The sequence below is a fragment of the Actinomycetota bacterium genome (assembly GCA_030776625.1).
GTDB lineage: Bacteria > Actinomycetota > CADDZG01 > CADDZG01 > WHSQ01 > MB1-2.
The window spans coordinates 257742-270685 of record JALYHL010000004.1; the positions used below are offsets into that span (position 1 = coordinate 257742).

Below are 12944 nucleotides of genomic sequence, written 5' to 3' on the forward strand. Positions count from 1 at the left end.
TTTCGTGTAATTACTAGCATGTAAATGCAAGTCTGTGCAACGTTCAGAAAGGCTTCGCGAGAACTGTCTCAGGGATGCGAGAAGGTGATTGCATGGGAAAGCAGCTGCCGCTTGGCGACTTCGATGACTTCCTTCGGTGGTCTGGGCAACCTCGGGAGTGGGGCCCGGATGATCGCTGGAAAGTGAGCTTCGGCGGGCAAGTTACAGACGCGCTTTCCAGGTTGCTTGACGAGCACCGTGATTGGGGGGACGCGCGGTTTCGCGCGGAACCGGCCGTGCTCGGCGACGTCCCTTGGCTGGACGACGCGTCGCTCGCTGACCGGCTCGCCGAACGCCCGCTGCGTCATCGTGACGAAGCTGCAGTTAGACGGGCGGCGGCCGGCGCAGATCGCGAACCAACTGGATTCGCGCGGTCAAGGACTGCCGGCAAGGGCTTTCCATGAGCTTGCTGAACTCGGTGAAGTCAAGGACGAGGGCTCGGCCCCGCTCCTCGGTCGGTACGACCGGGTTCCGTCAGAAAGTCTGATGCTAGGTCCTGTGCGAGTAGCGGGGTACGGGCCTGGTGGGAACAGAGCCCTCCCCCACCTCAAGATGATGGTCCTCGGGGAGATCGTTTGGCATGACGAGGTTCACTCGGCCACGTCGAAGACCTCCTCTTCTTCCGGCCTTGGCGAACGTGGCTATCGTCGTCGAATTGGGCACCAGGCTCGAGAAAGCACCTTGAATTCGGACTGTGGAGCGATGACATGAAGCTCAATAAACATGCCACTGGCTTCTTGTCGGCCCTGGTCAGGTTCTCGGAGCCACTAGGAGCGACTACGTCACACCGAACGAAGAATCTTGTCAATGTGGAGTACGACGACGAGGCCATGTTTGAGGCGCTCGCGGGGAGAGACGAGGAAGCGGATGAGACGCTGGGATGACATAGAGGTCCTACAGCTCATTGACCGCCTCGAGGAAGAACACGGGCAGCCCTTATGGGACGGTCAACAACTTCTGGATCGAGCCACCGGGGGTCAAAATGTTTACGAGGCCGAGCGCGCCGCCTTCGCCAGGGAATTGCTCCTGGGCGAGAGATGCTGGCCTGATCCGCTTTGAAACTCGTCCTCAAATTGGACGGCATGCTCCGCCACGCCTCGACGACTACCACTTCCTCAACTCTCTCAAGGAGATTCAACTCACCCCGTTCGGAAGAGACCGCGCCCGCGGAAGAGTGGTGGTAGTTGCTCCACCCGACCCACACGAGGACGACGGCCGACCAATCGCCGCACTGACACTCGAAGAGATCGCACGTTCAGTCGCTGAGAGATACTCCGCGAAGCAGTTGCCAGTCTTCCTAACCGAATCTGGCATACCGCCCTCTTCGCTCCCGGAGGATGCCTCTGGCTGGAAGTGGGAATATGTCCACGAAGCCTTGTTAGGTCTGACAGATGGCGGAAGCGCAGCCCGCCGATCTCTTCGTTCCTTTGTAGGTGCATGGCTGTCCGACCAGCTACACACTGGTCCCCCTTCTGAGGAGGAGCGAGACCGGCTCTTGTCGGACTTGGCTCGACAAGGATGGCATCTCCGGGACGACCGGCTCGTCGTTGGAGATCGCGTCGCCCCAGGTAGACGCCGGCGCTCTGCTGGCGACGTCGCCTCGGTGTTTGGGCCACCGAGTCAGGGAGTACGACCGACCCATTGTTTCGTGTTGCTGCCTCTGAGGGAACCTTTCACCCTCATCTACCGATATCTAGTTGTTCCTGCGGTTGAACAACTAGACCTGACATGTCAGCACGCGGGAGAAATCTTCGGACCAGGCTTCATCGTCAGCGACGTCCGGTACCTCATCCAAGAGGCCAAAGTGGTCATCGCCGAACTAACGGGGCGGAATCCCAACGTGTTTTACGAACTCGGAATCGCCCATGCGTTGAATAAACCGGTGGTGCAACTTACGCAGAACATTGACGACGTGCCTTTCGATATCCGGCACCTCAGAACTCTGGAATATGGATGGCGTGAGGAGTGGCCGGCACAAGAGCTCGATCTATTAAGACATCGCCTAACTGAGCACGTTCGGGCGGCGTTGCCCCTCGAGAGGAGCTCAGACGATCTTGGGCAGCATACGTCCCGGTAACTGCGGTGGCGGCGTCCTCAGAGGCGGTTAGGCGGTTGCCGTTGGCGTCATAGGTGCAGCTGTGGAGTAGGAGATCGAGCCGCGCGAGACTCGCCCGGCAACCCGCGATCTCGTGGCCCAAGTCAGGTCGATGTCACCGTCGCCGACGCGTCGATGACGGTGAGGGCGGGGCGTGGTGACACGACTTTGAGCTACCGACACAACTCATGTCACCTTTGCGACTCCACGACCGACGCTTCGACGGCTACAACCAACAGGATTACAACGATCGCGAGAATGAGAAGAGCGATCGCCCGACGCGCGTCAGGAGGCGGTTCAGATACGAATGGCTGGTCCTCCAGATTCCGGAGCCTTCTCTTGCCAACCCAACCCAGGAAGCCGCCTATTACCGCACTACCAGCGAGGACGACGATGGTCGCCTTCGGCGACCACAACGTCCCTGTGGCCACCCCGACGGCCACGGCGAACGCCAGAACCGAGACGATCGCCCGACGATCCGTCGTCCCACACGCCTTGCATACAGGGGTCTTAACAAAGCGCATTGGATCCCACCGGATCCCCAATCCCGGCAGAGGATCGCCCTCGACTGGCTTCCGGCAGCGGTAGCAGCGAAAGGATGCGGAGGTCGGCATCATGGGAAGAACGCAGTGGCGGCACTCGCAGTATCTGCGATGAACTTAGCCTCTTTTACGCCCCGAGCTAGATGACCGATGGTGCTAAAGCCAGATTCATGATCGTTTTCGGGACGCTGCCAGAAGTGTAAACATCACCATCTTCGATGTCATCGATTACGTTGATCACCCCTGCCGTCGCTGAAACAGCCGCCGCCGCACTCGCGATTCCTCCGAGCGCAACAGCGCCGACGACTGGAAGGGCAACAATCGAAAGCCCAACGAGAGCACCCGAGCCAGCTGCAAATGCGATTACCGACGCCGCTTTGCTGACGAAATCCGCTACACAACCGAGGTCGAAACCAAAGATGCTGAAAGCCCCGATGGCCGAGGCGGTTTTATAGGGTCGCCGTCAGCGTACTGGTAAAGATTCACGCTACCCCCGATGAACAAAATGGGGGACCGGAGACTCGATCGGCGCGGGCGACTCGGCGGCTAAAGAGGAAGCGGCGGGTGCTTCGGGCTCGGTCTTGGCGACCGGTGGGGTGAACTTAAGCAGCGGTGCGCGACCCTTGCCGGGCCAGGTCGCAGAGCGCACGAGCTTGCCGAGAGCATCGCGTGGCCAGTTCGCCTCCCGGACGATGTCATTGGCGTCTTTGCGCTTGGGAAAGACGATGCGGAAGCACTCGGTGCCAGTAGTGGTGAGCTCGGCGGCGACGGAGGTCGCCGCCGAGCTGCCGGCGTCGTCTGGGTCATAGGCGATCAGGACGCGCTTGATCGAGTGGCGGGCCAAAGCGTCCGTGATGGTCTTGGGTGAAGCCGTTGGTGCCGAAGGACGCGGTGACGCGACGGAAGCCCGCGGCCCACAACGGCAGCGCGTCGATGAGCGACTCGCACAGGATGATCTCGTTTGAGGTCGTGAGCGCGTCGAGGTTGAACACGCCCTGATGCAGGCCCGGGAGATAGAGGTGGTCGGGCGTCCCCTTGCGCAGGGCCTCGGTGATCTTTCTGCCGTAGAGCTCGACCGAGCCGTTGAAGCTCGTGACCCGAGCTGCGATAGACCCCAGACGGTGGAGGCGGCCCCGCGGTGGCGTCGAGGGAGCAGTTGTTGTCGGGGAGCCGATAGCCCAGCGTGCGGTTGGCGAATCCGAGAGAGAGAGAGAGAGAGAGAGAGAGAGAGAGAGAGAGAGAAGGTCTCGATGAGCTCGTGGTCGCCGATGCCGCGCCGATGTAGATAGGCGAGCGCCTCGGACGAGTCCATGAGAGCTGGTGATAGTAGGGGACGACCTCGGCCAAGAGCTCGTGGTCGGCGGCGTCGACCTGCAGCGGGGTCGGGAGCTTCCTGACGCTCGAGCGGGTCACAGGCGCCGTGGCGACCAGCAGAGGGTCGTCGGCGCGCAGGATCTCGACCGCGTGCCGGAACGACAGCCCTTCGGCGGCCATGACGCAGTCGATCACCGAGCCGCCCTTGTGACAGGCCCCGAGGCAGTGCCACACGTTCTTGTCGGGCGTCCCATCCGAGATCGGTCGCGGTCGTCGTGGAAAGGTAGAGGCCGAGGAGGTCGCGCCCCGAGCGGCGGAGCTCGGTGCCGTTGCAGGGCGGCGAGGTCGACCTCGGCCTTGAGGCGCTCGATCTTGTGGTCGGGGATGCGGGCATCAGCCGCCATCCGTGGAATCTGTCAAGTAGCGCATCCGCATGTTTTGCTATTTATCTGCTAAGACTCATCAAGTTCTCCCGGAACCCCGCCTTAGCGTCCTAGCGGATATGGCCTTTCCGGAGCGGATAGCCGCGATTAGAAGAGAGCGAGGACTGGCCCAGGACGCCCTCGTCGAGCTCGTCGGCGTCCGTGTCCCAGATCCGTCGTTACGAGGGGAGCTCGCAGCCGACGCTCGACGTCCTGCGCAAGGCCACCCTCGCCCTCGCGGTCAGCACCGACGTGTTGGTGTTCGACCAGGACGAGCGGACCCCCGACGAGCGCCTCCCGGCCAGTTCGAGGCGACCGCGCGTCTAGACGAGGACGAGAAGGAGATCATCCGCCAGGTGATCGAGGGCATCCTGGTAAAGCACGAAGCCAAGAGGTGGACCGCAACGGCCTAGGTCACTCCCCGTCGACGACCTTCAGAACCCCACGCCCTCTTGGGTAATAGCGACTGGATTGACAAAAGTAGGTCACGGCATCATCCGTGGTTAGAGCATTGAGCCGTTCGACTTCGCGCTCAGCTTCCTCTTTGGTAGGCAACACCTCTTTCACGGTCACCCGAAAGTCGAGTGACTTAGCGTCTGCCTCGTAGCGAATCACGGCGTAGACCGCAACCTTCTCGGGATAGCGGCGCGAGCTCACGGCCGACTCCCCGCGCCGCCTTGGGTCAGCGATCCCAGATATTCGCCAGTGTTGGGATCCCACACGCCCCCTGTTCGATCGAAGATCACGTTTGCCGCGCCACCGCGACCAGACTGAGGCTTGATCTCATGAAGCCGCTTGCTTGCGAGGCGTGGGTCTATCCCGTGATAGCGGGAAAGGTGGCTGGCCACTTCGTCAAAGTCGTTGAGAAGATGGGCGTTGGCGGGAAGATCATCGAGTGTCCGAAGCGCTGCACGCGCGGCATCGTCACCAAAGGTGGCTCCTCCTCCGGGAAGAGCGAGACCAAGAATGAAGAGACCCCCCGTAGTGAACTTCTCAGATGCTGACGCGCACACGTCAGCCAATGTGGATGCCGTGTTGATGGCATCCGCTATAGATAGACCGACCTCGATGACGGCCCAAGCCCCGACGATGATGGGAATGAAGGCCAACTCTCCGGTCGGATCAATCAGGTTGACCGGATCGCTGTAGACGTAGGCATAGAGGTTCGGATCTCCACCCGAGAACCCGATGGGGTCTTTAGCCGTCCAGCGGCCGATTTCAGCATCGTAGTCCCGACCGCCGAATCTCACCAAGCCCGTTTCTGGGTCATAGAGGCCACCGGCGAAACCGAACGGCTGGAAACCGGGATTCGTGTCGCTGATGACGTTGCCGAACGGGTCGTAGTCGATCTGCTGGGCGATCGTTCCATCGGTCGTGTTGACGGCCATGCGCACCGAGCCAACCTGATCGGTGACGAAGCGGTAGGTCACGCCGTTCTTGATCATGAAATCGGGGACGTGGCGCTTGCTGGCGTAGACGAACTGCGACTTGACGGTCCCATCAGAATTCAGTTCGGCGATCGGAAGTATTCCCTGCCCATAGAGATAGCGGTTGGTCGTGGTTCCATCGACCGTCTTTGCGACTCGGCGTCCGAGGCCATCGACGACGTAGGTGAGGGTCTTCGTCGGCAGCACGACCTTCATGAGGTTGCCGAGCTCGTCGTAGTCGTAGGTCGTCACGTCGCTGTCGATCGTCTTCGAAATGCGCTGACCCATCGCGTTATGGCTGTAGGTCGTCGAGCCGTAGCTCGTCAGCCGGTCTTGAGCGTCATAGGTTCCCGTGACAGCCGCTCCGCCGTCTTCGCTCGCGCTGGTGCGGTTGCCGTTGGCGTCGTACTCGTAGTGGCGCCACGCCGCTCCGTCCTTTGTGACATCGGTCAGACGACCGCGTGCGTCATACACGTACTCGTAGATGGACGGCGCTCCTCCGATCGATTCGGACATCTTCGTGATGCGGCCGAGCTGATCACGTTCGTAACTCGCGGAATACAGACCGCTGCCCGAGTAGCTCGCCGAGGAGTTCTCGAGCTCTGCGAAGGAGTTGTACCCATGCGAAGTCGCGACGTTACCGAGGGCGGTCGAGGAAAGCATGCCCGTGGCCGCGTTCCAGGTAAGTCCCAGCTCACCAGCGGTCTTGACGAGTCCGTCTTTGTCGTAGGTGAAGTTGGTCGCTGCACCGTCGTTGACCGTGCGGGATGAAACGCGCAGGTCTGCGTCGTAGCCGTAAGCGATCGAGCCCGTGAGCGCGCCGCTGTAGTCGACAGAGGTAAGCAATGAACCGTCGTAGCCGTAGGCCAGGGTGGGACCGTCCGGGGTCGAGATTGACGACAGCTGTGAGGCGGTGTAGCCGTAGTCGATCGCCCCGCGACTGATGGTGGTCGTGTCGAGACGCCCCGCCCTGTCGTAAGCGAGTGCTATCGAACGGGGTCCCGGCAAGTTGATCGCGGTCGGCTGGTCCTCTGCATTGTAGGTGTAGCCGGTGGCGTGGCTCTCACCCGCGACGGATGGTGGAACGTAGCTTTCCAAGAGATCACCACTGGTGTGGCCGAACCCATGGGCGCTTCGGCCCGGCGGGCTGAGAGATGTCAGGTTGCCGCCGTCGTCGTAGCCGAAGCCGATCGAGCTGTTGTCGGGTAAGGCAGTACTGGCAACTCGACCGAGCTCGTCGTTGGTGAACGAGGTCGTGTGGAGCGAGTCGCCGACCGAGCCTACGAACCCGTTGCTGTCGTAGGTGATGGTGCTGCTTCTTTGTTGGGTCCCGGAACCTTGCGTCGTTCCCATTAGCCGCCCGCGCGTGTCGTAGTTGAATCCGACGGCTGCGACGCCGGGTGCCTCCACCGAAGCTACATGGCCCTTGGCATCCAGGTTGACGGTCCCGACGCGACCCTCGGGGGAGGTGGTAGTGATCGTCCTCGCGTCGGCGTCGAACGCCTTGGTGAAGGTCTTTTCGTTCGATGTGATGGCGTCGACCTGTGTAGAGAGCGACATCAGGTTTGCAGGGTCATCGAGGGTGATCGTTCGCGTCGCCGTCGAGGTCACCTTCTTTCCTGCCGGGGTAGTAACGATCATCTTGTTAAGGATCGGACTCTTCATGCCCCAGCGTGGGTCTGGTCCGAGTGTCGACTCCACGACGGTTCCGTCGGGCTGCGTCAGCGTGATAGATCTAGCGTCCGCAGTGGTCACCGCCGTCGAAGTGGTGCCATTTGGGTAGGTAACGACGCGGCGCCCGCCTCCATCTGAGTTCTTGACCACGCGGTAAGTTGTCGTGCGACCACCTGCGGTGGAAACAGAGACGGTGTAGTCGCGCTGCGTTCCCGTACGTGACAACGACGTCAGTGCGGGTCCTGGAGGATCATCTACAGTCAATCTCCCGACCTCCGAGAACGAGAACGCGTGGGCGTTTCCGTTCTCATCTGTGAAGCTCGCCAGCAGACCTGACGCCGAGTGCGTGGTCAATACGGAGTTGCCGACTGGATCCGTGATGGAGGAGAGATAACCGTTCTGGTCAACCGCCAAGAGCGTCCTTTGTCCGTATGGAGAAACGATGGCTGTGGGAGTTCCAGCGTCGTTTCTCTCGATCGTTGTCGTGTTCTCATCCACATCAGTCACCGCGGCGAGTAGACCTGTCGGGTCGTATTCGAAGCGGTAGAGCACCACGTTGGTCAGAGCGTCGTGAGTGCGAAGGTGGCGGCCGCGGCCGTCGAACACGAAGACCTGCGATCCGTCCTTCGAGGGAACGATCTGTTCTCCTGTGACAAAAGAAGGGGGCGGTGTCCCCACTCGTCGAACTACCGCTCGTCCGTCGGCGATGTAAAGAGTGCCGTCGTGCGACGCGCCGAGACCTTCGACGAGATCCAGGTCTGCCTCGGTAGCGAGACCACCATCGCCATCAGCACAGCACACGCCTCCCGCTGCAGCGGTGATGGTTCCGTCCGCAGTTATCACCCGCACCCTGTCTCCATCGGACGCGTAGACCGATCCATCAGCTCCGAGCGCCACTTCGGAAGGGTCAAGCTTGGCATCGGTTGCAGGCCCTCCATCGCCACTGGTTCCGCAGCATCCGCTACCGGCGAATGTCTCGATGATTCCCGACGGATTGATCCTTCGAAGCCTGTAATCGTCAGCCACGTAGATGGATCCGTCTCTGGACACGTCGATCCCCTTGATCCCGCCAAGCTGAGCGTCCGTTGCCGGACCTCCGTCCCCGCTGTATCCGCTCGTCCCGCTCCCCGCGACGGTGGTGATAAGCCCACTCCCCGGGTCGACCTGACGGATCCGGTAATTACCCTGATCCGAGATGATCAAGGCTCCACGATCATCAACAGCTATGCCGGCGATCCAGCTGAGAGCCGTCTCCGTGGCGGGAACACCGTCGCCCTCGAATCCCCAGTTGCCGTTACCCGCAACTGTGCTGATGATCCCGTCTGAGCTGATCTTCCGGACGACATTGTTGGACCGGTCGGCGACGTACAGCGACCCATCTGCGGCGACATCGAGCGCTCCGGGAAAGCACAACGTCGCGTCGATGGCGGGGCCACCGTCTCCCGTGTAATCGCACCAGCCGGTTCCCGCGAACTTAGTCACGACTCCCTTAGAGACTCTGAACACGGCGTGCTCTTCCTCGTCGGATACATAGCGTGATCCATCCGGACCCACGGCAATGTCGACCGCCTCCTGCATCGGGCCGTTTCCTGCGGAACCCCCGTCGCCGTAATAGGAGTGATCACCGGTACCTGCGACGGTCGTCATCCGTCCGGTGCTGTCGACTCGTCGCACACGTGCGGATGAGTCGGCGGCTACGTATATAGATCCGCCTGGACCAACAGCGACATCTCCGTTGTAGATGAAAGCGCGAGACGAGGTAGCAGCCGCACCTTCGTTGTAGGGCGCACGCGGGGAGCCGGAAACCCGGTACATCCTTCCGTCTGGAGCCACGCGAACAAGCTGCCCGTGATAGGTGATGTACGCGGTGCCATCTGCGGCGACGTCGACCCCTACGGGTCGCTCGATGGGACTTAGCTGCGCAAGAGCGCCGTCGTTCCACGTGCCACTGGTCTTACCAGTTCCGGCGAACTGGGGACTAGCTATGGAACCGTCTGCGTGGATCTTCCAGACGCGGTGATACCCAGCGTCCGCGACCAGCAGCTCGCCGCCAGGAAGGAATGCGAGGCCTACCGGTTCCAAGAGCTGGGCCTGGCAACAACCGTTGAATCCGCCGGCGAACGTTTGTATGGTCCCGTCGCTGTTCACGCGGCGGATCCGATTGTTCGACGTGTCGGAGATGTAGAGGCGTCCGGCGGTGTCGAGGGCTAATCCCCTTGGGCTCGACAGTTTGGCGTCTTGCGCTGGTCCACCATTGCCCTCAAAGCCAGCCGTTCCCGTTCCGGCGAAGGTAGAGATGTCACCGGAGGGGGCGATCCTTCTTATGCGGTTGTTGCCGGTGTCGGCGACATAGATAGAGCCGTCTTCAGAAACGACGACGTCGTACGGACTGGAGAGCCGCGCGGCAATGGCGGGACCTCCGTCTCCTCCGAACCCCTTCGTGCCGTTCCCGGCCACGGTGGTGATCGTCCCGTCCGGTGCCACCTTCCGGATGCGGTCGTTCACTCGGTCGGCTATGTAGATGCTTCCGTCAGGGCCGACGTCGAGCCCTTGAGGACCATTGAGAGCTGCTCCGTGCGGGAAGGCCCTGTCGATCGTCGTGCCGGAGGCGAGCCTGGAGGATTGGCGTTCGCCGCTTCCCAAGTACACGACCGACGTCCCCGGATCAAAAGCATGATGAACATCAAGCGTCCACCCACCGAGACCCTGTCCGCGCGCGTCCCAGTTAGTGATCTTCGTTGCCGGAACGTTCTCACGCCATTCGCGGGTCAACACGAACTCATCTCGGGTGAGGATCTCGCCGGCTAGGGGTTCGCTGCAGAATCGCCCGAATGACCTGACGCTGCCGGCTGGCCTGCAGTAGAGGCTGCCGTCGTAGACGTAGCTCAAGCGTGCCGTTACTTGTTGGCCTCCTTGAATTATGCGACCAAAGAGATCCTTCCGATCCCACAAGAACGAGTAAGTCTGGTTGGGAGATGGCCCAAAACTCTCGGTCACTGACTGGCCCGCGATAACGATCTCGAGGTTTGCCCTCTTGAGGCTTGCCGGTGGATTCGCTCCGGTGATGGGGAAGTCCAAACCTGATCTGCGCCCGGGGACCCTGTCGCTGCGATACCCGAGGGAGAACGGAGTGCCGGTGACTTCGACCGACTCGCCGAGGACCTGGCTCTCACACTCGATGATCGAGCCTTTGATCGTGCAATTGTCGTCCTCTGGGGAGCTACCCAACGGTTCGCCACCTGGGCCAACAGCATCTCGCGGCGGCTGCGACGGCCAGTTGTAGTCATAAGGAGTGAAGTGGGTGACGGGCACCCTCCATAGGCTCTTGCCCTGTGGGTAAAGGTCGGCAAGCTCTTGAAGCTCCTCTGCGGTCATGCCCAATTCCTGCAGCGCTGTGGACGTATCAGCTTGGCCGTCACCATCGGCATCCACATCTGCCGACCCGTTGGAGATCCCAACGATCTTTATGACACGCCCGTCTTCAGAGGCAATCCATCTTTGCTCCGCAAAATCGTAGTAGCCGGACGGGACGGTGACCCCGATCGGCATGCTTAGGAAGTTGTCAACGTAGGTCGCGACGGGTTTGTCGAATCGGACCTCTGTAGCGCCGGCACCGACCGCCTGGTCCACGCTGAACTCGACGGCATATGTATACGCGCTCGAAGCAGGAAGCTGCGCGGGCATAGCCTCAGGCCCAGTGGCACCGACTGTGTATTCCGTGGCTCGTACATCAAGAACAGGTAAGGGAGCAACGGTTCCATCGGGCAGCGCCATGCTGGCACTGACACCGGTTGGGAAGATCATGGTGGCCTGTCGCTCCCCGTCTCCATCACTAACAACGCTTCCGCTCGCGACCTGAGGCTGTGTCGCTCCCGAGACGAGATCGATCGTTGTGACCTTCGTGTCGTAGGCGGTCATGGTGACATCCGGCAACGCGGTGTAGTCGCGTATCGGAACGTTCACCCGCCTCTCTACCGGAAGGTAGCCGTCCAGTTCGAACCGAACGGTCTGGATGTCTCCCCCGTTGATCGCCATCGCATAAGAGCCGTCCGGCTGCACTTGGGTCTCGCCCCAGGCCGCTCCATCTCTCACCCGCACGGTGACGTTTTCCAGGGGCTGACCGTTTGACCCGTTCACCTCGCCGCTGAGAACCGCCACCTTTGCAGGATCGATCGCACCATCCTCGACGCCGGTTTGCACAGGAGTGTTTCCGGTGTAGAGAAACTCCGTCGCTGATGCGATATCGGTTGCAACGGTAGGGTCGAGAACAGGAAGAACGTCGACGCTCAAAACCGGGCTCCGGACCTCGAGCGGGGTCCCGGCATAGGCGACGGCCTGGACCGTCTGGACGCCTTCGTTATTGAAGGTTAGACGAGTCGAGAACTTACCTTCGACGTCCGTCTGAGTAGATTCAGCTGGCGCCCCGGCGACGAACAGTTCGATTTCCTGGGTCGGAACTCCAGTTCCCGAGAGTTTAAGGTCGCCCGAATACCGGATCGGGATTAGCAGACCGACGGCGGTGGGCCCAACGAGGCTCAACTGGGGCAGCGGGGGGTCGATCGTTTGTGCAGATGCAGGCGGCCCTGCCATGAAGCTCATCGTCGCGAGCGTGATTACCAAACCGGTCGAGAGCCGTGCCCGAAGCACCCATGCCCAGCTTGATCCCGCGTGCAGAGCCGCCATCCTCTTCCCCCGATCGAATCACCGCCGAAGACAACGGCCGACCCTCCACCGCTTCATGACGAACATAGGTATGTCTCGGTGCGAGCGGAATACCCCGAACGGGTAGTCGCTTGCCTCATTTGGTTCCTCTCCTAGAGGCCCCGACTGCCTTGCCTGCGTCAGCATGCCGTGGCCCGTGCTCAGCGGTCCACCCTTACCGAACCAGAGTTGCCCGGAGGCGCAAAGCGACACCAGCAGTCGACCCTCCCGCCTGGGCTCCTCAGCCACGAGCTCCGTCTTCACCCATCACCGCCTCCAGTCGCCGATCGCTGCTCCCTAGCAGCGCCGGTCCCGAGCGCAAGGGCGCTCCGTTCCTCCCTACGGTCCGGTACTCGCGTCTCTGCGAGATGACCCGAGGGTCACCCTTGTCACTCGGTCCCTATGGCCCTGCTTCCGGCCGCTCAACGGCGACTGGAAGGAGGCGGCGATGGCCAAGACGAACAAGGATCATGCGCAGCGGACCCAGGGCGTGCTCACGCCATCGCTCGACATCTCGTCACGGCTGCTCACTACCGAGGAGGTCGCCCGCATCCTCGTCGTCCCGGTCAGCACGCTCTACGGGTGGCGCTATAAGGGCACTGGGCCAAAGGGCTTCCGGGTAGGGAAGCACGTTCGCTACCGGATGGTGGACGTAGCCGAATGGCTGCAGCGGATGAACTCGTGACGGCGACGTCTCTCCTCGAAGAAGCTCGAATGTGGCTGCGGTCGC

Annotated in this window: 9 protein-coding genes; 4 read left to right on the plus strand and 5 right to left on the minus strand. The window is 61.5% G+C overall.

Features of this window, described 5'->3' with window-relative positions; all coding sequences use genetic code 11:
* Nucleotides 1–92 precede the first annotated feature (92 nt).
* Together M3N53_08785 and M3N53_08790 are read left to right on the plus strand one after the other, a co-directional pair.
* Nucleotides 93–443, plus strand: a complete 351-nt coding sequence (locus M3N53_08785) for a hypothetical protein (protein ID MDP9068420.1) — start codon at nucleotides 93–95, stop codon at nucleotides 441–443.
* Nucleotides 444–746: 303 nt separating this feature from the next.
* The gene (locus tag M3N53_08790) at nucleotides 747–923 is read left to right on the plus strand and encodes a hypothetical protein (protein ID MDP9068421.1); all 177 of its coding nucleotides are present in this window, start codon (nucleotides 747–749) and stop codon (nucleotides 921–923) included.
* A gap of 1402 nt (nucleotides 924–2325) precedes the next feature.
* On the opposite strand, the gene M3N53_08795 is transcribed toward M3N53_08790, so the two are convergent.
* The 3 genes from M3N53_08795 to M3N53_08805 form a co-directional block, all read right to left on the minus strand.
* Nucleotides 2326–2679, minus strand: a complete 354-nt coding sequence (locus tag M3N53_08795) for a hypothetical protein (GenBank protein MDP9068422.1) — start codon at nucleotides 2677–2679, stop codon at nucleotides 2326–2328.
* 484 nt (nucleotides 2680–3163) lie between these two features.
* Nucleotides 3164–3520 carry a toprim domain-containing protein gene (locus M3N53_08800; protein ID MDP9068423.1) on the minus strand — a complete coding sequence of 119 codons (357 nt, stop codon included), beginning with the start codon at nucleotides 3518–3520 and terminating at the stop codon, nucleotides 3164–3166.
* The gene (locus M3N53_08805) at nucleotides 3480–3668 is read right to left on the minus strand and encodes a hypothetical protein (protein MDP9068424.1); all 189 of its coding nucleotides are present in this window, start codon (nucleotides 3666–3668) and stop codon (nucleotides 3480–3482) included. The genes M3N53_08800 and M3N53_08805 overlap by 41 nt, the downstream gene beginning before the upstream one ends.
* Before the next feature lie 906 nt (nucleotides 3669–4574).
* Between M3N53_08805 and M3N53_08810 the strand changes: the two genes are divergently transcribed.
* Nucleotides 4575–4739, plus strand: a complete 165-nt coding sequence (locus M3N53_08810) for a hypothetical protein (protein ID MDP9068425.1) — start codon at nucleotides 4575–4577, stop codon at nucleotides 4737–4739.
* A gap of 87 nt (nucleotides 4740–4826) precedes the next feature.
* On the opposite strand, the gene M3N53_08815 is transcribed toward M3N53_08810, so the two are convergent.
* Nucleotides 4827–5069: a hypothetical protein gene (locus tag M3N53_08815; GenBank protein MDP9068426.1), complete on the minus strand. Its 243-nt coding sequence runs from the start codon at nucleotides 5067–5069 to the stop codon at nucleotides 4827–4829.
* Nucleotides 5066–11671, minus strand: a complete 6606-nt coding sequence (locus M3N53_08820; GenBank protein ID MDP9068427.1) for a hypothetical protein — start codon at nucleotides 11669–11671, stop codon at nucleotides 5066–5068. The genes M3N53_08815 and M3N53_08820 overlap by 4 nt, the downstream gene beginning before the upstream one ends.
* Nucleotides 11672–12725: 1054 nt before the next feature.
* On the opposite strand from M3N53_08820, the gene M3N53_08825 reads away from it, so the two are divergent.
* Nucleotides 12726–12899 carry a helix-turn-helix domain-containing protein gene (locus tag M3N53_08825; GenBank protein MDP9068428.1) on the plus strand — a complete coding sequence of 58 codons (174 nt, stop codon included), beginning with the start codon at nucleotides 12726–12728 and terminating at the stop codon, nucleotides 12897–12899.
* Nucleotides 12900–12944: the final 45 nt, after the last annotated feature.

Bases quoted from the DNA above. Each gene is read 5' to 3' on its own strand.
- M3N53_08785 (MDP9068420.1), top strand. From the start codon at position 93: ATGGGAAAGCAGCTGCCGCTTGGCGACTTCGATGACTTCCTTCGGTGG.
- M3N53_08790 (MDP9068421.1), top strand. From the start codon at position 747: ATGAAGCTCAATAAACATGCCACTGGCTTCTTGTCGGCCCTGGTCAGG.